19 protein-coding genes and 6 pseudogenes are annotated in these 21,594 nt (G+C 59.8%); 11 read left to right on the plus strand and 14 right to left on the minus strand.

Translation table 11 applies throughout. From position 1 onward, the window contains the following. Window positions 1-76 precede the first annotated feature (76 nt). From C8024_RS21690 to C8024_RS21700, 3 genes and pseudogenes are all read right to left on the minus strand, one after another. Window positions 77-409 (minus strand): acyl-CoA dehydrogenase family protein, encoded by a 333-nt coding sequence (locus C8024_RS21690; protein WP_367947303.1) that lies wholly within the window; start codon window positions 407-409, stop codon window positions 77-79. Further along, on the minus strand, window positions 307-867 hold the full coding sequence (locus C8024_RS21695; RefSeq protein ID WP_367947308.1) for an acyl-CoA dehydrogenase family protein: 561 nt from the start codon (window positions 865-867) through the stop codon (window positions 307-309). The genes C8024_RS21690 and C8024_RS21695 overlap by 103 nt, the downstream gene beginning before the upstream one ends. 78 nt (window positions 868-945) lie before the next feature. Next, window positions 946-1,235: pseudogene (locus C8024_RS21700) on the minus strand (acyl-CoA dehydrogenase family protein); the annotation flags it as partial. Between the two features lie 153 nt (window positions 1,236-1,388). On the opposite strand from C8024_RS21700, the gene C8024_RS23415 reads away from it, so the two are divergent. Together C8024_RS23415 and C8024_RS23420 are read left to right on the plus strand one after the other, a co-directional pair. Beyond that, window positions 1,389-1,679: an NADPH-dependent FMN reductase gene (locus tag C8024_RS23415; RefSeq protein ID WP_367947304.1), complete on the plus strand. Its 291-nt coding sequence runs from the start codon at window positions 1,389-1,391 to the stop codon at window positions 1,677-1,679. A gap of 47 nt (window positions 1,680-1,726) precedes the next feature. Further along, window positions 1,727-1,954: a hypothetical protein gene (locus tag C8024_RS23420; RefSeq protein WP_367947305.1), complete on the plus strand. Its 228-nt coding sequence runs from the start codon at window positions 1,727-1,729 to the stop codon at window positions 1,952-1,954. A gap of 230 nt (window positions 1,955-2,184) precedes the next feature. Here C8024_RS23420 and C8024_RS11980 read toward each other — a convergent pair whose 3' ends face one another. The 5 genes and pseudogenes from C8024_RS11980 to C8024_RS12000 all read right to left on the minus strand — a co-directional run bounded on the left by C8024_RS11980 (window position 2,185) and on the right by C8024_RS12000 (window position 8,384). Then, on the minus strand, window positions 2,185-4,701 hold the full coding sequence (locus C8024_RS11980) for a TonB-dependent receptor (RefSeq protein ID WP_173205452.1): 2,517 nt from the start codon (window positions 4,699-4,701) through the stop codon (window positions 2,185-2,187). 235 nt (window positions 4,702-4,936) lie between these two features. Next, a complete protein-coding gene (udk, locus tag C8024_RS11985) occupies window positions 4,937-5,557 on the minus strand; it encodes a uridine kinase (RefSeq protein WP_173205455.1) in 621 nt (206 codons plus the stop codon). Further along, window positions 5,554-6,497: pseudogene (locus C8024_RS11990) on the minus strand (isopenicillin N synthase family dioxygenase). The gene udk and the pseudogene C8024_RS11990 overlap by 4 nt, the downstream one beginning before the upstream one ends. Window positions 6,498-6,541: 44 nt before the next feature. Beyond that, window positions 6,542-7,774, minus strand: coding sequence for a NupC/NupG family nucleoside CNT transporter (locus tag C8024_RS11995; RefSeq protein WP_173205496.1), 1,233 nt, complete (start codon window positions 7,772-7,774; stop codon window positions 6,542-6,544). Between the two features lie 40 nt (window positions 7,775-7,814). Continuing rightward, window positions 7,815-8,384: a TIGR00730 family Rossman fold protein gene (locus tag C8024_RS12000; protein ID WP_217272170.1), complete on the minus strand. Its 570-nt coding sequence runs from the start codon at window positions 8,382-8,384 to the stop codon at window positions 7,815-7,817. Window positions 8,385-8,509: 125 nt separating this feature from the next. Here C8024_RS12000 and C8024_RS12005 point away from each other — a divergent pair, with 125 nt between their 5' ends. Beyond that, entirely contained in the window at window positions 8,510-9,151 is a 642-nt protein-coding gene (locus C8024_RS12005) for a queuosine precursor transporter (RefSeq protein WP_173205462.1), read from the plus strand. An 18-nt stretch (window positions 9,152-9,169) separates the two neighbouring features. Here C8024_RS12005 and C8024_RS12010 read toward each other — a convergent pair whose 3' ends face one another. From C8024_RS12010 to C8024_RS12030, 6 genes and pseudogenes are all read right to left on the minus strand, one after another. Further along, complete coding sequence (locus C8024_RS12010) at window positions 9,170-9,772, minus strand: NTP transferase domain-containing protein (RefSeq protein WP_173205465.1); 603 nt, start codon at window positions 9,770-9,772, stop codon at window positions 9,170-9,172. Next, complete coding sequence (locus C8024_RS12015; RefSeq protein WP_173205468.1) at window positions 9,769-10,230, minus strand: cytochrome c family protein; 462 nt, start codon at window positions 10,228-10,230, stop codon at window positions 9,769-9,771. The genes C8024_RS12010 and C8024_RS12015 overlap by 4 nt, the downstream gene beginning before the upstream one ends. Before the next feature lie 13 nt (window positions 10,231-10,243). Continuing rightward, on the minus strand, window positions 10,244-12,451 hold the full coding sequence (locus tag C8024_RS12020; RefSeq protein WP_173205471.1) for a molybdopterin cofactor-binding domain-containing protein: 2,208 nt from the start codon (window positions 12,449-12,451) through the stop codon (window positions 10,244-10,246). Between the two features lie 3 nt (window positions 12,452-12,454). Next, window positions 12,455-12,777, minus strand: a pseudogene (locus C8024_RS12025) ((2Fe-2S)-binding protein). 21 nt (window positions 12,778-12,798) lie between these two features. Continuing rightward, window positions 12,799-12,933: pseudogene (locus C8024_RS23425) on the minus strand ((2Fe-2S)-binding protein); the annotation flags it as partial. A gap of 101 nt (window positions 12,934-13,034) precedes the next feature. Further along, window positions 13,035-13,793 carry a hypothetical protein gene (locus C8024_RS12030; RefSeq protein ID WP_173205474.1) on the minus strand — a complete coding sequence of 253 codons (759 nt, stop codon included), beginning with the start codon at window positions 13,791-13,793 and terminating at the stop codon, window positions 13,035-13,037. Window positions 13,794-13,873: 80 nt separating this feature from the next. Here C8024_RS12030 and C8024_RS12035 point away from each other — a divergent pair, with 80 nt between their 5' ends. The 8 genes and pseudogenes from C8024_RS12035 (at window position 13,874) to C8024_RS12060 (ending at window position 21,400) form a co-directional block, all read left to right on the plus strand. Continuing rightward, window positions 13,874-14,458, plus strand: coding sequence for a hypothetical protein (locus tag C8024_RS12035; protein WP_173205477.1), 585 nt, complete (start codon window positions 13,874-13,876; stop codon window positions 14,456-14,458). Between the two features lie 168 nt (window positions 14,459-14,626). After that, a pseudogene (locus C8024_RS23430) lies at window positions 14,627-15,349 on the plus strand (DUF4350 domain-containing protein); the annotation flags it as partial. Between the two features lie 508 nt (window positions 15,350-15,857). After that, window positions 15,858-16,813 (plus strand): annotated as a pseudogene (locus C8024_RS12040) (AAA family ATPase). Further along, entirely contained in the window at window positions 16,810-17,229 is a 420-nt protein-coding gene (locus C8024_RS21705; RefSeq protein ID WP_254305843.1) for a hypothetical protein, read from the plus strand. The pseudogene C8024_RS12040 and the gene C8024_RS21705 overlap by 4 nt, the downstream one beginning before the upstream one ends. Window positions 17,230-17,288: 59 nt before the next feature. Continuing rightward, window positions 17,289-18,131 (plus strand): DUF58 domain-containing protein, encoded by an 843-nt coding sequence (locus tag C8024_RS21710; RefSeq protein ID WP_367947306.1) that lies wholly within the window; start codon window positions 17,289-17,291, stop codon window positions 18,129-18,131. Next, window positions 18,128-19,150, plus strand: a complete 1,023-nt coding sequence (locus C8024_RS12050) for a stage II sporulation protein M (RefSeq protein WP_367947307.1) — start codon at window positions 18,128-18,130, stop codon at window positions 19,148-19,150. Before C8024_RS21710 ends, C8024_RS12050 begins: the two co-directional genes overlap by 4 nt. After that, window positions 19,147-20,040 (plus strand): RDD family protein, encoded by an 894-nt coding sequence (locus C8024_RS12055; protein WP_254305844.1) that lies wholly within the window; start codon window positions 19,147-19,149, stop codon window positions 20,038-20,040. The genes C8024_RS12050 and C8024_RS12055 overlap by 4 nt, the downstream gene beginning before the upstream one ends. Window positions 20,041-20,203: 163 nt before the next feature. After that, on the plus strand, window positions 20,204-21,400 hold the full coding sequence (locus C8024_RS12060; RefSeq protein WP_173205479.1) for an acyl-CoA dehydrogenase family protein: 1,197 nt from the start codon (window positions 20,204-20,206) through the stop codon (window positions 21,398-21,400). The last annotated feature ends 194 nt before the right edge of the window (window positions 21,401-21,594 follow it).

A 21,594-nucleotide genomic window follows, 5' to 3' on the forward strand; every position in this document is an offset into this window, starting at 1 on the left:
CTCAAATGATATCAATCATTCTCTTTCGAGTCGCTGAGAAAAAATTCTGTAGAACTATCGTCCAAGATAAATTTGTTCATTCCAGAATGCTCTGATATTTCTGGCTGAAAACGTCGCGGCCGATGATGTAGCGCATGATCTCGCTGGAGCCGGCGTAGATGCGGCTCATCCGGGCGTCGGTGAAGATCCGGCTGATTTCATATTCCTTCATATAGCCGGCACCGCCATGCAGCTGCAGCCCGAGATCGGCCATTTCCCACTCGATCTCGCTGCCGAGCATCTTGCCCTTGGCGGCCATATTGGCGGTCAGCCCGCCCTGGTTGTGGATGTCGATACAATGGTCGACATAGACCTGGAACATGTCAATTTTTGCGTCCATTTCGGCCATTTTGAACTGGGTATTCTGCATATCCGACAATTTTTGCCGAAAACATCCCGTTCCATGACAAATTCACGCGTCACGTCAAAAGCGCGCCGCGCCGATGCGGCATAGCCGACCATCCCGATCAGCCGCTCCTCGGCCAGCCCTTCCATCAGATGGATGAAGCCCTTGCCCGGCGTGCCCAGCGTATTTTCCTTGGGGATTTTGACATTGTTGAAAAACAGCTCGGCTGTGTCCTGCGCGTGGAGGCCGATCTTCTCCAGATTCTGTCCGCGCTCGAAGCCTTCCATGCCGCGCTCGACGATCAGCAGCACCATCGCGTGCTTGTCATCGACCCCGTCGATCTTGGCCGCGACGACGACCACGTCCGCGTTGATGCCGTTGGAGATATAGGTTTTCGATCCGTTGAGCAGCCAGTGATCGCCCATATCTTTTGCCATGGATTTCATGCCGGAAAGATCGCTGCCGGCACCCGGTTCGGTCATTGCAACGGCCAGGATCGTCTCGCCGCTTACGCATTTCGGCAGGAAGCGCTCGCGCTGTTCTTCATTGCCGATATTCTGCAAATAGGGTCCGACCAGCCGGCTGTGCAGCGTATTATACCATTCGGCGCAGCCGCCCGTACGGTTTCCTCGATGATGATCTGCTCGTAGCGGAAATCATTGTCGCCCATGCCGCCATATTTCTCGTCCGGCCAGATCATCAGAAAGCCCTGGTCGCCCGCCTTCTTGAATATCTCGCGGTCAACGATCCCGGCTTCGCGGAATTCGTCCATCCGGGGGGCGACTTCGTCGGCGAGGAAGCGGCGATAGGCATCGCGGAACATATGCTGTTCTTCGGTAAATTGGCGCATGGGATAATCCTTTGGTCGGTGGAGAGGGGAGCGCGCTCGAGGCCCGCTCGTTGCAACCGGTCATAATGTCGCAAATTTAATCGGTCAATTAAGAAACAATTCTGTTGCAAAAGTCCGTTGCAATTGCCCTCCAACCCTCGTTATGGCGTCCTTGTGAAACAGACAAAGAAACCGTTCATTCTTGGCATTGGTGGTACCACCAGTCCGTCCTCCTCGACCGAAGTCGCGCTGGCAATTTCCCTGCAGGCAGCCGAGGCGGCCGGAGCAGAAACCGAATTGTTCGGTTCGGACCGTCTGATGGCGTTGCCGCATTATCGGTCGGATCCGGCCGGTCTGAACCAGACCGGCAAGGACCTTGTCGAGCTGGTACGCCGCGCCGACGGTTTTCTGATTTCGAGTCCGGGCTATCATGGCACCATCTCGGGTCTGGTTAAAACGCGATAGACTATATCGAGGAAACATCGACCGATGATCGGGTCTATCTGGATGGCTTGCCCATCGGACTGATCGTGACGGCTTACGGCTGGCAGGCGGTGGGCAGCACCCTTGCCGCGTTGCGTTCGATCGTCCACGCCCTGCGTGGCTGGCCGACTCCGCTGGGTGTCGGGATCAATGCCTCGGGTGGGATATTCAGCCAAGGGATCTGCACCGACGAATCAGTGAATGACCAACTGAAAATGGTTGCCCAGCAAGTGATGCTGCGGGCTGAAGCGCGCTAGAGCCACCTTGGCGACCCAGTGCCCGCAAGCACCGGGCGCCTGTCAAATCCGGTCTGAATTTTGCCGAGCCTTCGGCCCCAAATGGCTGCGCGGTAGAGGCTGTAGCATTTCCCCGTTGGCGGCGGAGCAGGCCGCAATGAAAAACGGCGGCGCTTTGCAGCACCGCCGTTTTCCTTTGTCCTGTGGACCGGTGCAATGATCGATCACACCGGGCCGGAGAGCTTTCCGGCTTAGTAGCCGAAGATCAGCGAGATGCTAGCGGCGCGTGGAGCACCGATCTGCACGAACGGCGAGTTGCCGTCGAGGTCGCCGCCAAAGCCGCCGACATAGAGTTCGTCGAACAGATTGGTCACGTTCAGCTGAAGCGCAACATCGTCACCGAACGGGTTCTGCGTGATCGTCCAGCGCAGGTCGAGGTCGACCAGCGTGTAGCCACCGACAGAGCGTTCGTTGGTGTCATTCACCCAGCGTTTGCCGGTGTGCTTGACCTGGGCACCCAGTTCAAAGTCACCAAACCGCTGCTGCACACGGGCGCCAACGGTCCACAGCGGAGCGCCACTCTCGTTCTTGCCTGCGGTCAGGGCGAAGATCGGATCGCCAATAGCGGTACATTGCGCAACGCCATCGGTCAGATCGTCTGCGGTGCAATTGCCGGTCTGGACATTGTCCTTGATTTCCGACTCGTTGATCGAACCGAAGAGATAAACCATTGTGTCGCGTGTGGGTGTCCATGCGATCGAACCATCCAGACCATATTTGTCGACGCGACCCAGATTCCGGAAGATTGTTTCTTCCAGAAGCGGGTTATAGGCCGAGGCCAGACGGTTGTTGTAGCGCGTGAACCAGCCAGCGAACTGGGCCTGGATATTACCGGTCTGGTAACGCAGTCCGAGATCGAGACTGTCGGTGGTTTCCGGAACCGGCTGTACGCCCGGCGCATCTTCAGGGAAGTAGAGCGAGTCATACAGTGGATCGGTTGCCGGTACCGAGAGGCCCTTGGCATAGTTGGCAAATACCGATGCGCTTCCGAAAGCGTAAGTCAGGCCGACATTCGGCAGAATGTCGTCATATTTATATGTACGCGACGTAGGCAGGGCCGAACCGCTGGCATCGTTGGTCACCGGATCGTACACATATGGGTTTGCTGCTTCATAGGCGGCACTGGTTCCACCAATGCAATCGAGGAAGCCGCTGGCCGAGGTCGTGTAGCAATTCTGGTTCAGCTCGCGCGTGAAAAATGGTGCACGCAGGCCGAGGACCGCAGTGAGGTCACCGAAATTACCGCGATATTCACCGGAAATCTGATGCAGGGTTGCATAAGACTGACGGTCACGCTTGTTGAGTTCGAAGCCGTCAACCGTCACCAAGCCATCGTTGACCGGGAAAACATCGGCGATTTCACCGTTGAGCAGAGCGACCGAAGTCTGGCCCGTCTGACGGTGGTTGGCATCGTCATAAGTATAGGCGAGACGGAAACGGTGGTCCGGGTTGAGCTCATAGGAGAGGTTCGAAATCACGCCAAAACGCCGGGTGCGGGTCTGGCTTGGATCGTGGCCGGTTACTTCGTCAAGCGTATCGCCGTCACCATTGAGATCGCGACCGAAATAATAACGTCCGCGGATGAAGCCGGTCATTTCGACGCCGCCTACGTTGCGGGTCTGCTCGAGCAGCTCTTCGTCACCGCCGCCATTGGCTTTCACATATTGGAAGCTTGGGTCGACCGAGAGCACCAGACCGTCGGTCAATGTGAAGCGCGATGCGCCACGGATATTGCCGGTGTTCGAAGGGTTGTAACGACGGTCAAATTCTGCGCCGCAATTGTTGTCAACCTGGGCGGTGCCGGCTTGTGGCAAGTCGACTGTGCAAGGATAGTTGATATCGTAGAAGCGGTCTGCCTTCGTTGTGGGGAAGCTGTCCAGCGAGAAGGAACCGAAGAAGTTGTTGCGGTTTTCGTTATAGTGACCGGCCACAGCGATGAAGTCGCCGTCGCTGCCGATATCCTGCCAGATACGGCCATTATATTGCTGCTTCTCGACAATGCCGTAATTGTTGAACGGATTGTTGTAGCGCGTGTAGCTTGCCGAAACGAATGCCTTGGTACCGAAACCGGTAAGGTCGCCGGTATCGATCATGCCAAAGCCACGAACATAGAGACGGTCGCGGTTGCCGTTGTCACCTTTTGCAAAGGTGCTGCCGGTTGAAAGCGTGCCGGTGAGCTTGAATTCGTCGCTCGGCTCGCGGGTACGAAGGTTGATCGTGCCACCGACTGCGGAAGCGGTCGGGCTGTCGACGTCGGTTACGCCCAGGTTCACGTTAACCTGCTCGATGATTTCCGAATCGACCTGCTGGTTGGTGTACAGCGCGTAGTTGCCCGAATCGTTGAGTGGCAAACCGTCCAGCGTCTGCGAAATACGGTCGTCGCTGAAACCGCGAATCGTGAACGAGCCGCCGGAAGAACCCCAGGGATCGTTATTCTGGAAGCTGACGCCTGGAACGAGGTTTACGATGTCATTGACCGTCTGGCCCGGGCGCTGGCGCCGGATGATTTCTTCCTCGAGAACCTGTTTCGCCTTTGGCGTGTTGGGAATTTCTACACCGCCAACATCGCTTGATCTGCCGCCGGTGACGATGATGACGTCATTTTCGAAATCCAGCGTACCGGTGGACTGTGCCGCCGCCGGTGTGGCAAAAATGCCTGCTGTAGAAAGGCTGACAACGCTGACAGCCAGAAGATATTTGATTTTCATGATATGATTTCCCCGTTCATGAACCGCATTAAAAAATGGTCTTATGGTGATTGCTGGCAAAATTAATACGCTGCCAGACCAAAGCACGAGCAGCCCTAGGGGCCATTAATGACAGTTTTATCTCAATTGAAACGAGAAATGCCGCAATGCAGCATTTTACTTTTGCAACGCAGCAATCTTGCCCGGCTGAATTGGCGGCAGCCCGGCCCTATCCAGCGTGAGTGGTTCGATTAGCTTACTGATTTTGCACTGATATTTTTGACAGGATCAGGCGAAGCGGCTGTTCATAGTGGGATTGGCACTGTTGCGAATTTATCACGATATCTGCATGTGACTTTGACGGTTCGACATGCAGATCGTGCATCGGCCCCACCTGATTGGCAAATTGTTCGCGCACCGATTGGGCGCTGCGTCCTCTTTCGCGCACGTCGCGTTCGAGCCTGCGGGCAAAGCGGGTGTCGGAATCACATTCGACGAAAATGCTCAGGTCCAGCAGTTCGCGCAGCGGCCGGTGTTGCAGAATCAATATGCCGTCGACCAGAATGACCGGGCGTGATTCGGTGCGCCGGGTTTCCGCCTTCGGCATATGGGTCGGGAAGTCATAGAGCGGCCGATCGATTGCCTGGCCGTTCTTGAGCTGCGCAAGCTGTTCGCACAGATTTTCAAAATCCACTGCGTTGGGGTGATCGAAATTGGGCCCACCCTTGCCTTGCGGCGCATCGCTGAGGCCGAAGAAATAGTCGTCCTGCGGCAGGATGACACACCGATCGGGACCAAGGGCTTCGAACAGCAGCTGCGTCAGGGTCGATTTCCCGGAACAGCTGCCGCCGCTGATGCCAACGACTGTTGCGGTCATGCCAGGCCGATTTCGCGCAGGCGCTGCATCAGATAGTCGTGCGCGGTGATCGGTTCCGGATAGAGGTCCGGATGGGTGTCATCGACGCAGCTCGGCAATGTCTCGATCGAATAATCCGGGCGGAAGTGCAGGAAGAAGGGCATCGAGTAGCGCGAAAAGCCACGCCGCTCCGGTGCCGGGTTGACCACCCGGTGCGTGGTCGAGGGCAGGCGGTTGTTGGTCAGTCGCTGCAGCATGTCGCCGATATTCACCGCCAGCTCGCCGGGCTTCGGGGTCACCGACCGCCACTGGCCGTTGCGGTCGAGTAGTTCCAGGCCAGCTTCTTCGGCGCCGATCAGCAGGGTGATCGTGTTGATATCCTCATGCGCTCCGGCGCGCACCGCTGGCGAATCTTCCGGCACCGGCGGATAGTGGATCAGCCGCATCACTGAATTGCCGTCGCGCACCGTGTCGACGAAGAAATCCGGTGCCAGGCCGAGGAAGCGGGCAATCGCCTCGAGAATGCGCGCGCCGGCCTTGTCGAAGGCGGCAAACATCTCGAGATAGGTTTCCCGGAACCCGTCGAGTTCCTTGGGCCAGATATTGGGTGGCATGAAGGATTCGAACGGGTGGCCGGCCGGCAGGTCGCGACCGATATGCCAGAATTCCTTGAGATCGCTGATACTGCTGTCCTTGGCGCTTTCGGTACCGAACGGCGTATAGCCGCGGGCGCGCCGCCGCCGGGGATATGGTAGGCTCGCTTCACCTCTTCGGGCATAGCGAAAAAGGCGCGTGACATGGCTTCGGCGCGTTCGATCAGATCGTCGGATATGCCATGGTCGGCGACCACCGCGAAGCCCCAGTCTGAAAAGCTGCGGCCGATCTGTTCGGCAAATGCGTCGCTGTCTTCGTCCGCCATGGCGAGCGAAACGGCGGCCAATGTATCCGGGTTCTGGGTCATGCTCTTAAAATGCGCTCTCGTGTTTCTTTGTCAATCGGGATGAATCAGGCCAGCGACAGCAAGATGCCGGCAAGCGCCGCGCTCATCAGATTGGCGAGCGATCCCGCGGCCAGCGCGCGCAGGCCGAGCCGGGCAATCACCGGACGCTGGTTGGGCGCGAGGCCGCCGGTGACGGCAAGCTGGATGGCAATGCTGCTGAAATTGGCGAAACCGCACAGGGCGAAGATGACAATCGCATTGGTCAGCGGCGAGATGCCCGCCTGCATCTTGCCCAGTTCGATGAAGGCAACAAATTCGTTGAGCACGACCTTGGTGCCGAACAGGCCGCCGGCGTTCAGCGCTTCTTCCCAGGGAACGCCGATAAGATACATGATCGGGGCGAATATATAGCCGATCACTTGCTGGAAGCTGAGTTCCGGATAGCCGAACCAGCCGCCGATCCCGCCGAGCAGGCCATTGGCGAGCGCGACCAGAGCGACAAAGGCGAGGACCATCGCACCAACGGCGACCGCCAGCTTCACGCCGGTCTGCGCGCCCATGCCTGCGGCCATGATAATATTGGCGGGCTTCTCGTCCTCATATTCCACCGCGACGACCAGCTCTTCGGGAGCCGGGTCTTCCGGATTGTCGGGCATGATGATTTTGGCCATCAGGATTCCGCCCGGTGCCGACATGAAGGCGGCGGCGAGCAGATAGTCGATGCGAATCCCCATTGCGGCATAAGCGGCGAGGATCGTGCCGGCGACACCGGCCATGCCGACGCTCATTACGGTGAACAGCTGTGATTGCGTGAGGCTGGCGAGATAGGGACGGATGACCAAAGGCGATTCGGACTGGCCGACGAAGATATTGGCGGCGGCACAAAGCGATTCGACCTTGGAAATGCCGGTAATTTTCTGGATGCCGCCGCCGACCCATTTGATGATGAACTGCATGATGCCGAGATAATAGAGAATAGAGATCAGCGCCGAGAAGAAGATGATCACCGGCAGCGCGGCGATCGCAAAACTGTTGCCGCCAATCGACGGGTCGGCGAGCGGGCCGAAGATGAAATTGGTGCCCGCCGATGCATAGCCGAGCAGATTGGACACGCCGAAGGCCATGGCCTCGATGACCCGCTTGCCGGCGGGAATATAGAGTACGATCACAGCGATCCCGGCCTGCAGCGCAAAAGCGGCACCGACCACGCGCAAGCGGATATTTTTCCGCCCGGTCGACAGCGCGAGGGCAATCAGCAGGATCAGAGCCATGCCGGCAATGCTTGTCAGGATCGGTATCATCGGATTCTTCCAGTCACTATTTCATGTCGGGTCTGGTTCACCAGGTAAAGCTGCCGGTTTCAGTGTTGCAGGCAGCGGCGAGCCGGTCGAGACAGTCTTCGATATTGTCGGAGACGATCAGATGCTTGCGCCGCTCGGCCGAGACGAATCCCTGCTGCGACATCGTATCGAGAAAATCGATCAGCGAATCCCAGTAACCGCCGATGTTCAGGATGGCGAAGGGCTTGTTATGATAGCCGAGCGCGTTCCAGCTCCAGGCCTCGAACAATTCGTCCATCGTGCCGACGCCGCCCGGCAGGGCGACAAAGGCATCGGTCAGATCGGTCATCTTGGCTTTGCGCTCGTGCATATTCTGGACGATGTGCAGCTCCGTGACACCGGTATGCGCGACTTCTAGATCCTTCAGCATTTCGGGAATAACACCATGGACGCGGCCGCCCTCGGCAAGCACGGTATCGGCAATAATCCCCATCAGGCCGAGCCTGCCGCCGCCATAGACCAGCTCGACATCGCGCTTCGCCATGGCCTGGCCAAGCAGAACCGTCGATTCGGCATAAGCCGGATCCTGTCCGGCATTGGCACCACAATATACTGCCAGTCTTTGCAAATTATCCCCCGATGACGCGACACGAGGGGCCGCAGTCTGCTGCATTTGATATTCTTTCCCCTATAGAAAAAATCACAGTTGTGACTATTTCTTTTTTTCGCGGCCGATCGCGCTAGGCGGTTGTGATGACCGAAACATCGAAAACCAACCTCATCCCGCGATCCCTGTTTGTCTTTGCCGTGCTCTATGGCGGCATGACCTGTATCGCCGGAATATTGGGCGCGAAGCAGGTCGCGATTGGCCCGCTGGCGGTGGAAGCGGGTATTTTCCCGTTCCTGTTGCTGGTGGTTCTGTCCAGTTCGGTGGCCGAGCTGCATGGCCGGGATGTCGCCAACCGGCTGGTTCGTCTTGGCTTCATTCCGCTGATCACCGCCATCGTCCTGATCCAGATCGTGCTGGCGCTGCCGACCGATCCGGGCATGTACGAACCGGCGAAAGAAGCCTTTCCGATCATATTGGAGCAGGGGGCACGGCTGATGTTCGCCGGGATCATCGCCTATGGCGTGTCGCAGTTTCTCAACGTCTATATCTTCTCCCGGCTGGCGGCGATGAAAGGCCGGATGCTGGCTCTGCGCGCGGCCATTGCCAGCGCCCTGTCCCAGCTTGTCGATACGGTCATCTTCATCACCATCGCCTTTTACGGGGAGCGCCCGATCGGGCAATTGCTGCTGGGTCAGGGGTCGGCGAAAGTGGTCCTGTCCTTCCTGCTGGTGCCTTTCCTGATCGTCTTTTTCGTGAAACTGGGGCAGAGGCTGGACCGCGACTGACCGTGTTTCAGTAAGCCGCTACCTGACTTGCCGGAAGTATTGGTCGGCTTCCGCCAGATCGTCCGGCGTGTCGATATCCGTCAGCAGCCGGTCGCTGCCCGCCACCAGAATCGCATCACGCAGCAGCTTTCGAGCGCCGGTATCGCCCTGCAATTGCAGTAACTCTGCCAGTGCGTCGGTCGGGAAGATCGCCGGTGGCATCGGTTGCTTGCCACGCGCGGATGCGACGGTGCGCGTTCCGTCTGTCTGGTCAAATGCCTCGACCAGTTTTCCGATATGGTCGCGCGTCACAAAGGGCATGTCGGCGAGCATGATGCAAAGACTGCTCGCCCCGGCGTCGATGGCGCAGGCGGCGGCCAGCCGGACAGAGGTCGCCTGACCCTGCGCGGCCTTGTCATTGTCCAGAACTTCGTAACCCATGTCGCGCCAGCCTGCGGCGCAGACATGGTCCCGGGTACCGATCACCAGCTTGCCGACAAAGCCCATTTCCGCGCCGGTCGCGGCTGCGTGCAGGCCAAGCATCCGGTCGCCGAGCAGCGCGCCCAGCTTGTCCTGATCGCCGAACCGGCGGGATTGCCCGGCTGCCAACAGCGCCAGCATCATGCCGGACTTCTTGTTCAATTGGCGGTTACGCTGTCGATATAGGCGATGACCGCCTGTCTTTTTGCCGCGTCGGCAATCGCGCCGGCCACCATCGTCGTACCCGGAATTTTGGCTGCGGGATCGGCGATGAAGCTGTCCAGTTCTGCGGCGGTCCAGGTGATGCCCGAGGCTTTCAGAGCGTCCGAATAGGCAAAATCGGCAACTTCGCCGGCCCCGGCCCCGACAATCCCGAAGAGATTGGGACCGACGCCATTGGGCGCACCTTGCTCGAGTGTATGGCAGGCAGCGCAATTGGCAAAAGCCGCTTTTCCTTCCGCCAGCAATGCATCGGCTGGCGCTTCGGCGGGAGCAGCGGCCGCGGCCGCGCCGGGTTCGCGAACAATGATCTGTTCGACCGGTCCCGGTGCGGGATCGGCGCCACAGGCGGTCAGGACGAGCAGCGAAGACAGAGCGACGGCGCGGATGAATGGCAGCATTTCAGGTCTCCGGTCAGGCAAAATCATGCTTGGCAATGGGCAGTTCGCGGACCCGTTTGCCGGTGGCCGCAAATATCGCGTTGGTGACAGCGGGTGCAATGGGTGGCAGGCTAGGTTCCCCGCCACCGCCCAGACGTTCGTGATCGCCATTGATCAGCGCCACTTCCACCTCCGGCATCTCGTCGATCCGGAGCATCGGATAGTCGTGGAAATTGCTCTGCTGGACCGCGCCGTCCTTGATCGTGATGTCGCCATAAAGCGCAGCGGTCAGGCCGTAGACGATGCCGCTTTCCATCTGGGCGGTAAAGCCGTCGGGATTGACGACAAAGCCGGGATCGGCGGCCACATAGACTTTCGTCACCTTCGGCTTGGGCCCGCTCATGTCGACTTCGGCAACCTGTGCGACAATCGACCCGAAGGACGGCACAAAGGCGATTCCGCGGCCATGTTTTTCGGGCAGAGCGCCACCCCAACCGGACATTTTCGCGGCGGTGTCGAGCACCTTCAGATGGCGCGGCGATCCCGCGAGAAGGTCCCTGCGAAAGGCATAGCCGTCCTTGCCGGCAGCATCGGCCATTTCATCGACAAAGGATTCGATGAAAAAGCCGTGCTGGCTGTGATCGACGGAGCGCCAGGGGCCAAAGCGCAGATGCATTGGCACGTCAACCTTGCGAATCTTGTGACTGGCGATGTTGTAATAAGGCACGGTTGGCGCGTCTGCGGGATCAAACAGATGGGTGTGGATATTGTCCCAGCTGATCAATTTGCCATCCTTGTCGAGCCCGCCCTTGAAGCGACTGGTCGCCGACGGGCGATAATGATCCTGCGCCGTGTCTTCTTCCCGCGACCAGATCATCTTGACCGGATAGCCGGTTGCCTTGGCGATCCGCGTTGCCATGATGATCGCATCATTGTCGGACCGCCGCCCGAAACCGCCGCCGAGATAGGCGTTGTGATAGGTCACATCCTCGAATGGCAGACCAGCGGCATCGGCGGCCGCCTGGCGCGCGTTGACCGGTGCCTGATGGCCCGACCAGACATCGCATTTGCCGTCGCGCACCCAGGCGGTGCAGTTCATCGGCTCCATCGTCGCGTGGGCAAGGAAGGGCACTTTATATTCGGCTTCCACCTTGGTTGCTGCCTCGGCAAAGCCCTTGGCGACATCGCCCGCTTCGGTCTGCATATCGCCGCCATCTTCACCGGCTTCATCGAGAGCGGCGGCATAGCGGGCAAAGATCGCGTCCTGATCAAGGCCATCGCCTTCGGTTTTGCTGTAGCGGGCGTCGATGCTGTTCAGCGCCTGTTGCGCTTGCCAATAGCCGTCGGCGACCACGGCGACAAAATCGCCCATATTGAGGATTTGCAGCACGCCCGGCATGGTTTTGGCGGTAGTCGCATCCATCGATTCCACCGTGGCACCGATGACCGGAGGGGCCTTGACCGCTGCATATTTCATTCCCGGGACATCGGCATCAATGCCGAATATCGCGCTGCCATCGACTTTCGCCGGAATATCGTGGCGGGCCTTGGGCTGGCCCATGATCTTGTAATTGTCCGGTGATTTGAGCTTAGGCTTGGCGGGCAGGCTTTGCTCTGCGGCGGTGCGGGCAAATGCGGCAAAGGGTTCGGACTTGCCGCGCTTGGCATGGATGAGCATGCTGTCTGCCGTGCTGATCTCGCTTTCCGGAACCTGCCATTCGCTCGCCGCTGCCGCCACCAGCATTTCGCGGGCAGCAGCGCCGGCGGTGCGCATCGCGCGCTGGCCGGTGGCGCGCACCGAATAGCTGCCGCCGGTGAACTGCAGACCCATGGCCTGCGCCAGTTCCAATATGCCGCCCGCGACCGTCGGTTCTAGCAGCGCTGGCACCTGCAGATTTGGAAACAGAAAATCGCGGCCGATCGAATCGGATACATATTGCATGTCGGCTGGTGCTTCGAGAATCTGGACCTTTTTCCAGTCGGCATCCATCTCGTCCGCCAACATCTGGGCCAGCGCCGTATGGACGCCCTGCCCCATTTCGACATGCGGGATGACGGCGGTGACGACATTGTCGGTGTCGACCTTGACCCACGCGTTGAGCAGCTGTTCATTCTCGCCATTGGTGAGCAGCGGACCCAGTTCGTCGATCGGATTGCCCTGACGGACAGCAACACCGACGATCAGAGCACCACCGGCTGCGACGCCGGCTCCGATGAACGCGCGTCTTGACCATTTGCCCATGATCTACGCCTCCACTTGTGCGGGTTGATCGATATCGGCGGCGGCCTTGATCGCCTTGCGTATCCGGCCATACATGCCGCAGCGGCAGACATTGCCGGCCATGGCCTCGTCGATCTGCGCGTCGGTCGGCCGGGGATTTTTTCCAGCAGCGCGACAGCCGACATGATCTGGCCGGACTGGCAATAGCCGCATTGCGGAACCTGCGCCTCGATCCAGGCCTGCTGGACCTTGTGCAAGGTGCCGTCCTCGCTGGCGAGGCCCTCGATGGTTGTGATCGTCTTGCCTTCGGCGGCAGAAAGGGGCGTCGAACAGCTGCGCACCGGCACGCCGTCGAGATGGACGGTGCAAGCGCCGCACTGGGCGATGCCGCAACCGAATTTGGTGCCGGGCATGTTCAGATTCTCGCGCACCACCCATAATATAGGCGTCGCCGGGTCGGCATCGACCTCGCGGGCCCGACCGTTGACGTTCAGCTTGATCATGGAATTTTCACCCGATTTTAAATAGCAATATGCAACCTATAGGCCGAAACGGCCCATAAGCCAACAGATCTGTGGGCCGGTACCGGCGGAATTAACGGGGGTCAGGCAAATATGTCGGACAATGCGTCGCTATTGCCGCCCTCCTTCACGATGCGAAGATCGACATAGATCGCAGCAATCCCTGTGCCTTGTATCGCGCCAGTCAGCGTGTTGATGACCAGTCCGACCAGCATGATGGCTATGGGACCGGCAAAGACAAACGGTATCATGAGCATGCCCAATATCATCGAGAGAATGATGTAAACCACGAACAGGAGCACGATCCAGCGCTTGGATCCCTTGGTCAGTTCCGCACTGCGCTTCAGGGAATCGATGATCCCCTTGTCCTCGGCCATCATCACGGGAGAGGCAACAATCCACATCAGCGCCAGAATAAGGCCCGGGATTATCAGCAATATCATGCCGGCCATTATGCCCAAAGTCATCACTATGCCGAGACCGATCAAGGGCAAAAATTTACCGATAGCCTGAGCGATGCAATCGGCCAGGCTGACCGGTTGTCCGTTGAGATCCTTGACCGTGGCGATAATGAACGTGGCCTGCAGCAAAATCGATAATATCATGACCAGCAGCCATCCACCTGCGGATGCGGCAATCAGGGACGGGGAACTGAACATCGCCATCATCGCATCCGGATCACTGCTCGCGGTTGCCGCGCCGGTGGCCAGTTGAACAAGAGCCTGTGGCAGAGCGACAATCAGGAATGACAGCCCGAGAAAAATCAGCGGATTGCGCATGATAACACCAAAAGTGTTGTTCAGGACCCGTCCAATATCCAGATGCTCTGCTGCGTCGGCCATATCATATTCCCCCCTGGTTTCTATATCGAGTCAAGTTGTCATAAATTGCGGCGGAGGTAAAGCGCAACAAAACAGCGATCTTGCCACTTGCCCGATCCGTCGGTTTCTGCGACATCTTCATTGTGGCAAGGGACGTACAAGTAAAGGGTGACAGTAACACCGCGTCGTTCGACCTCGCCTGGAAGGACGTGCGCGCGGATGCGAATGTCCAGTTCACACCGGCCGCTGCACCCGAGCCTCCGGTCATGCCGCAATGGTGGACGGATTTTCTCGACCGGCTGGGCGAAGCGCTCAGGCCCGTTGCAGATGGGTTGGTCGCGGGGTGGCCGGTCATCCGGATATTGCTGCTGCTGCTGCTCGCCGCGGGCGTTCTGACGCTGATCTGGGTCATATTGGCGCCCTATGTCGAGCAATGGAGCAGAAGAAAGCCTGCAGCAGCGGATGAAATCTGGCAGCCCGCCGAAGAGGAAGCTCGCGAATTGCTGGCTGAAGCCGAGGCGTTGGCCGCGATCGGGCAATTTGACCAGGCCGTTCGCCTGTTGCTCCGCCGCAGCATCGCCGATATCAAAAACACCGCCCGGACCTGCTCAGACCATCCAGCACGTCGCGCGAGATCGGGCGTTTTGACAGCCTGCCGGATGCGTCGCGCGCGATGTTCGCGGTGATCGCCGGCCAGGTCGAGCGCGGCCTTTTGCCGCCCTGCCGATCGACGAGAAGGGCTGGCGGGAATCGCGCGATGCCTATGCCGGTTTTGCGCTCAGGGATAGCTGGCAGGCGGCGCCGAGCGGATGAGCGGTCAGGCCAATCCTTTTCAGCGCACGACGATCATGGTCATGTTCGCGGTCAGCTTCGCGGCATTCATTGCCCTGCTCTACGGGTTGGGTCTGGGCGACCCGCTGGCGTCGGGCAAGAATGGCGATGCGCACGGCGCGTCCGACAGCGTCGTCGGGTACCGGGCGCTGGCCAATCTGCTCGAAAAGACGGGCGTGCCGGTGCAATATTCGCGTTCCCCGTCGGGCATGGACGATGAGGGGCTGCTGATCCTGACGCCCGGACCGTTTACACCCGCAGAAGAAATTGACGCAGTGATCCAGCAGCGGGCCTATCTCGGTCCGACGATGATCATTCTGCCGAAATGGCAGGTCGCGCGAAGCGACAAGCTGAAAAAGGGATGGGTGCTGCGCGGCGATAGGTGGGGCGCGGATACGGGCGAAAAATTGCTGAAGGATCTGACCGAGGTCAGTCTCGGCGTCGATGAAAAGGCCAGCCCCGGCAAGCCTCTGGCTTCGGCGGTTGGCGCGCGCGTCGCGACGCCGGAGCAGGCGGTCAGCATGAAGGGCGAATTTATCCGCACGATCGTCCGCGGACCGTCGCCCGGGAGCGCGCTGGTTGCCTATCTGGACGATGGCGGTGTCTATGCGCAGCTCGACCGGCTCGATGAATCGCATTTCACCGATGAAGACGAAATAGATGCATCCCTCTACCCGGTGGTGATCGTCGCCGATGCCGACTTGCTCAACAATGGCGGAATGGCCGACAAGGCGACCGCGCGCCACGCGCTTGCGCTGGTCAAGGCGGCTTCGACGGCGGCCGACAGCGGCGTCATCTTTGACCTGACCTTCAATGGTCTGGGGAGCGCGGAAAATCTGCTCACCCTGGCTTTCACTCCCCCCTTCCTGTCGGCCACCATCTGCCTGATCACCGCGGCTCTGGCGGCCGCCTGGATGGCCTTCAACCGCTTTGGCCCGCCGATTCGCGAGCGGCGCGGGCTCGACTTCGGCAAGACCGCGCTGGTCAGCAACAGCGCGGCTTTCATCAGCCGGATGGAGCGCGAATATCTGGTCACCGACCCATATGCCGAAATGATCCGCGCGCAGTCGGCCGAGGCGGTCGGGATCAGCCCGCAGGCCGATGAGCAGGAGATCCATCATACACTGGATGAACTGGGGGAGAGCGACGGGAACCGGTTCTCGGCCCTCTACCACCAGCTCGTGCGCGCCCGCCATCCACAAGACATTGCCGACGGGGCCGCGGCCCTCCACGCCTGGAAAAGGAATTTATCGGATGAATATCGACGAACTGAAGACGCTGGCGGACAATATCCGCGGACAGGTGGCCAAGGCGATTATCGGACAGGAAGAGATTGTCGACCATCTGCTGATCGCGCTCTTTTCGTCCGGCCATGTGCTGCTCGAAGGGCCGCCGGGCACGGCCAAGACCTTTCTGGCGCAATGTTTCGCGGCCACGTTGGGTCTCGATTTCGGTCGCATCCAGTTCACCCCCGATCTGATGCCCGGTGACATTATCGGCTCCAACCTGTTCAATTTCCAGACCAGCAGCTTCACCCTGACCCGCGGCCCGATCTTCTGTGACCTGCTGCTCGCCGACGAAATCAACCGGACCCCGCCGAAGACCCAGGCGGCGATGCTCGAAGCGATGCAGGAACGTTCCGTCACCATCGATGGCGAGACCCATGCGCTGGGTTCGCGTTTCATGGTCGTTGCCACCCAGAATCCGATCGAACAGCAAGGCGTCTATCCGCTGCCCGAGGCGCAGCTCGACCGGTTCCTGTTCAAGCTGTTGATCGAATATCCCGATGCAGAGGAAGAGAAAAGAATCGTCGGCCAATATGGCGAGCGGATCGGTGCGCCGGTGGCGAAAGATTTCGGCATCGAGCAACAGGTCGACAGTGCGACTCTCGCCGCGGCGAATGAAGCCGTACAGTCGGTGAAGCTGGTCGAGGATGTCGTCGACTATGTCGTGCGGCTGATCCGGGCGACGCGCGAAACCGCCGATCTGGAAAATGGCGCCAGCCCCGGGCCGCGATCATGCTCGCTCATGCTGCCCGCGCCCGCGCGGCGATCCAGGGCCGGGACTATGTCATTCCCGATGATGTGAAGGCGCTCGCGCCATCTGTGCTGCGCCACCGGACGATCTTGTCGCCCGCTGCCGAAATCGAAGGCCGGCGGGTCGACGCCATTATCAACGGGCTGGTCGAACGGACGGAAGCGCCGCGTTGAATTTCTATCCGACCCGGCGGGCCGTGTGGCTCATTGCGCTGGGCGCGCCGGTCGCCGCGATTCTGGCGGCGATCGTGCCCGCCCTGTGGGCAATCGGTGCTGCCTGGGCGCTGATGCTGTTGCTGCTTCTCCTGCTCGACGGGCTGGTTGCTGCCAAAGCCCGTGATATACGGCTGACGGTGCCCAACAGCGCCGAGATCGGCGCCCCGCTGCAACTGGTGCTGGCGGTCGAATTCGCCGGTGGCATCGCCCCGCGCAGCCTGTCGGGAAATCTCGGGCTGGACGGGCGGCTGGCGGACGCGGGCGCAGTCACCATTGCAATGGAACCCGATCCGGCGGCTGACGGCGTTTTTCCGGCAAGGCTACGATCATTCCCGTCCGCCGCGGCACCGGGGACATCGGCAGGCTCTGGCTGAGATGGACGGGACCGCTGGGTCTCGCCTGGCGGCAGATCCAGAAGCAAAGCACGCAAAGCGTGGCCGTGGTGCCGAATATCGCGGCGATCCGCAGCCCAACCATCCAGATGTTTCTGCGCGATGCCGTTTTCGGTCTGCTGGCCCGCAAGATCAGGGGCGAAGGCAGCGAATTTGAAGCGCTGTCCGAATATCAGCCGGGCATGGACCGGCGCAGCATCGACTGGAAAGGATCGGCGCGGCACAGCAAATTGCTGGCCAAGGAATATGATACCGAGCGCAACAACCAGATCGTCTTTGCGCTGGATTGCGGATCGGCGATGTGCGAGCCGATTGACGGCCTGCCACGGATCGACCGGGCCGTGTCGGCGGCGCTGCTGACCGCCTATATCACGCTGAAAGCCGGCGATCGGACCAGCCTGTTCAGCTTTGCCGCGAGACCCGAATTGTCGACGCCTTTCCTTTCGGGCAGCCGCAATTTCTTCCGGCTGCAGCAGGAAGCCGCGCGCATCGATTACCGGCATCAGGAGAGTAATTATACATTGGCGCTGTCGACTCTGCAGAGCCAGCTCCAGCGGCGCTCGCTGATCGTCATCTTTACCGATTTCACTGATCCCACTGCGGCCGATCTGATGCTCGAGGGAGCGGCGCGGCTGATCGACAAGCATCTGGTGCTGTTCGTGATATTGCAGGACCGGGAACTGACCGGGATTATCGACAAGGCGCCGGAAAGCGCGGAGGATGTCGCGCGCGCCGTGACCGCGCGAAATCTGCTCGCACAGAAGAATCTGGTGCTGACCAAGCTGCGCCATATGGGCATCGACGTGATCGAGGGGGCGCATCAGGATATCGGAACCCGGCTGATCAACAGCTATCTCAATATCAAGAGGCGGGGCAGCCTGTGAGCAACGAACAGGCCCTGAACGCCGCGGTGCTGCGCAGTGATCGCTTCCGGCTGGAACGGGAAGCGGACTGGATCCGGCTGGAAGCGATTGTCACCAGGATGGAAAAGGGCCAGGCGCGCCTCCTGTCCGACGAGGATGTGCTGGCGCTGCCGACGCTCTACCGGACGCTGCTGTCCAGCCTGTCGATCGCCCGCGAAAACTCGCTCGATGCCGGCCTGATCGACTATCTCGAGGGACTGGTGCTGCGTTCCTATTTCATGGTCTACGGCACGCAGAGCAGCTTCAGGCGCTGGCTGGGCAGCTTTTTCGGCGGCGGCTGGAGCCGCGCGGTGCGGGCGATACAATTTGATATCTGGGTGGCGCTGCTGGTGATGATCGCGGGTGCGGTGATCGGCTATGTTCTGGTCGCCGGGGATAGCGACTGGTTCTACGCACTGGTCCCGGCCGATTTCATGGACGTCCGGGTGCCGGGTGCGAGCGAAGAAGCGCTGCGCGGGACGCTTTTCGGCGCGCAGGAGGAGGGTGGCCTCGCCGTATTCGCGGCCTTTCTGTTCAGCAACAATGCGCAGGTCGCGCTGCTTGCCTTTGCGCTGGGCTTCGCCTTTGCCATCCCCAGCATATTGTTGCTGATTCACAATATGGCATTGCTTGGCGCGATGCTCTGGGTCTTTGCCCAGCGGGGACTGACGGTCGATTTTGTCGGCTGGCTCTCGATCCACGGAACGACCGAGCTGTTTGCCATCCTGCTGGCGGGGGCTGCCGGAATCCATGTCGGCCGGTCGATCGCCTTTCCGGGCGCCCAATCGCATCTCAAGGCGGCCAGCGATGCGGGCAAACGCGCTGCACTGGTCATGGCCGGGGTCATCTTCATGCTGGTCTGCGCGGGTCTGCTCGAAGGCTTCGCCCGGCAGCTGATCGACAATACCATCGCCCGGTTCGGCGTTGGCGGCGGCATGCTGCTGCTTTGGCTGATATATTTCTTCGGCTTTGGCCGGGAAGGGCGGAGGCCAGACGCATGAGTGGTAGCCGAGCAGCCACCCCGTGGATGAAGCGATCCGCCAATCCGAAACTTGACCGGGTGATGGTCACGCCGGAAGGCGTGCCGTTGAATGTCACCATCGCTCCCGCCGGTGCGCGTGTCGGTGCGCTGCTGCTGGATCTGGTGATGATACAGCTCATCTCGATGTTTATCGCTCTGCTGTGTATCGTTCTGGCGATTCCCTTTCTGGATGGCGAAACCGACTTCCAAAATCTGGACGGGCCGCTCGGACTGATCGCAGTTTTCTATTTGATAGCCACTTTCCTGCTGCTGAACGGATATTTCATCTTTTTCGAGCTCGGCTACAAGTCCGCCACCTGGGGGAAACGGGCCGTCGGCATCCGCGTGGCTAGCCGGGACGGCAGCCGCCTGACCGCGGAAGCGGTAATCGCACGCAATATCGTGCGCTCCGTCGAACTGTTTCTGCCGCTGACGTTTCTGGGTTCGGTTGAAGCCGGCGGGTCGCTGGTTGATCTGACCGCCTGGGCCGGGCTTCTCTGGCTGTTGATGTTCATGCTTTTTCCGCTGTTCAACAAGGACCGGCTGCGCGGCGGCGACGTGATCGCCGGGACCTGGGTGGTCCAGGATGTGAAAAAGAATCTCGGGGATATCGTCGCCCCTTCGGCGCTCGCGCCGAGGGGGCCGCGCCCGCCGCAAGCTATCAATTTTCCGATGAAGATTTGTCGGTTTACGGCGAATATGAATTGCAGACGCTGGAAAATGTCCTGCGCGGCGACCAGGAAGAGGCGCTGGAAAAAGTGGCCACCGCTATCTGCCAGAAAATCGGCTGGGAACCGGGCAGTGGCGACGAGCGTATCTTCCTCGAGGCTTATTATACCGCGCTGCGCGCCCGGCTGGAACGCAGCATGAGATTTGGGCGGCGCCGCAAGGACAAGTTTTCTGCCGAGGAACAGGCGGGCGGATAGCGCCGATCCCTGCGTGCCGTAGCGTCAGCTTAATTGCTCGGTTAATTGCTTGTTTTGCGCGGTTTTCAGCCTATAGTCCGGCCAAATTCTTACCAAGGAGCGCTCCCATGAATCTTGAATTCAGCGAAGAAGAAAAGGCCTTTCGCGCCGAAGTGCGTGAATTTATTGAAAATAATTATCCGCAAGATATCGGGACTCGCGGTGTGCAGGACGAAATGAGCCGCGAGGATCTGCTCGCCTGGCACAAGATCCTCGGCAAGAAGGGCTGGTCCACGCCGGCCTGGCCCAAGGAATATGGCGGCACCGACTGGACCCCGACCCAGCGTTATATCTGGGGCGAGGAAAATGCGCGGATGAACACCGTGATGCCGCTTCCTTTCGGCGTCGCGATGGTCGCACCGGTAATCTATACCTTCGGAAATGAAGAGCAGAAGGCCCAGCATCTGCCAGGTATCCGTTCGGGTGACATATGGTGGTGTCAGGGCTATTCCGAGCCTGGTGCCGGTTCCGATCTGGCTTCGCTGAAAACCACTGCGGTTCGCGACGGCGACGATTATATCCTGAACGGCCAGAAGACCTGGACCACATTGGCGCAGCATGCCGACTGGGGCTTCTTCCTGTGCCGGACCGATCCGGATGCGCCGAAGCCGCAAATGGGCATCAGCTTCATTCTCGTCGACATGAAAACACCCGGCATCGAAGTACGCCCGATCAAGCTGATCGACGGTGGCCATGAAGTCAATGAAGTGTGGCTGACCGATGTCCGCGTACCGGCGACCAATCTGATCGGCGAAGAGAATAAGGGCTGGACCTATGCCAAGTTCCTGCTGGCGCACGAACGCTCCGGCATCGCCGGCGTGGCGCGGTCGAAGCGCGGTGTCGAACAGCTCAAGGAAATCGCCGCTGCCGAAATGCTCGATGGCAAGCCGCTGCTCGAGGATATGGGTTTTGCCCAGAAGATCAGCCAGCTGGAGATCGATCTCTCGGCGCTGGAAATCACCGAACTGCGGACGCTGGCCGGCGAACAGGCGGGCAAGGGACCGGGACCGGAAAGCTCTTTGCTCAAGGTCAAGGGCACGGAAATCCAGCAGCGGCTCACCGAACTGACGCTGGAAGCGGTGGGCCATTATGGCGCGCCCGATTTCCGCAGCTTCCCGGATGACGGATCGAACGACTTCCCGATTGGTCCGGACTATGCCCATCACGCGGCACCGACCTATTTCAACATGCGCAAGACGTCGATCTATGGCGGGTCCAACGAGATCCAGCGCAACATCATCACCAAAATGATCCTCGGCCTTTAACCGGACCGACAGAGGGGAACCAAAATGGATTTCGATTTTACCGACGAACAGAATATGGTGCGTGACGGCATTTCGCGCCTGATCCGTGAAGAATATGACTTTGATACGCGCCGCAAGGTGGTTGCCAGCGAATCCGGCTGGCGGCCGGAACTCTGGGCGCAGCTCGCGGAACTCGGCATGCTGGCCGCTCCTTT

This window comes from Sphingopyxis sp. BSNA05, assembly GCF_013265645.1.
In the GTDB taxonomy this organism is placed as follows: Bacteria; Pseudomonadota; Alphaproteobacteria; order Sphingomonadales; family Sphingomonadaceae; genus Parasphingorhabdus.

What these genes read in the sequence shown, in the direction of transcription:
- C8024_RS12060 (WP_173205479.1), top strand. Translation starts at nt 20,204, where the DNA reads ATGAATCTTGAATTCAGCGAAGAAGAAAAGGCCTTTCGCGCCGAAGTG.
- udk (WP_173205455.1), bottom strand. Translation starts at nt 5,557, where the DNA reads ATGACCGCAACAGTCGTTGGCATCAGCGGCGGCAGCTGTTCCGGGAAA.
- C8024_RS11980 (WP_173205452.1), bottom strand. Translation starts at nt 4,701, where the DNA reads ATGAAAATCAAATATCTTCTGGCTGTCAGCGTTGTCAGCCTTTCTACA.
- C8024_RS12030 (WP_173205474.1), bottom strand. Translation starts at nt 13,793, where the DNA reads ATGGCCGACGCAGCAGAGCATCTGGATATTGGACGGGTCCTGAACAAC.
- C8024_RS12020 (WP_173205471.1), bottom strand. Translation starts at nt 12,451, where the DNA reads ATGGGCAAATGGTCAAGACGCGCGTTCATCGGAGCCGGCGTCGCAGCC.
- C8024_RS12005 (WP_173205462.1), top strand. Translation starts at nt 8,510, where the DNA reads ATGACCGAAACATCGAAAACCAACCTCATCCCGCGATCCCTGTTTGTC.
- C8024_RS12015 (WP_173205468.1), bottom strand. Translation starts at nt 10,230, where the DNA reads ATGCTGCCATTCATCCGCGCCGTCGCTCTGTCTTCGCTGCTCGTCCTG.
- C8024_RS21690 (WP_367947303.1), bottom strand. Translation starts at nt 409, where the DNA reads ATGCAGAATACCCAGTTCAAAATGGCCGAAATGGACGCAAAAATTGAC.
- C8024_RS12055 (WP_254305844.1), top strand. Translation starts at nt 19,147, where the DNA reads ATGAGTGGTAGCCGAGCAGCCACCCCGTGGATGAAGCGATCCGCCAAT.
- C8024_RS21695 (WP_367947308.1), bottom strand. Translation starts at nt 867, where the DNA reads ATGACCGAACCGGGTGCCGGCAGCGATCTTTCCGGCATGAAATCCATG.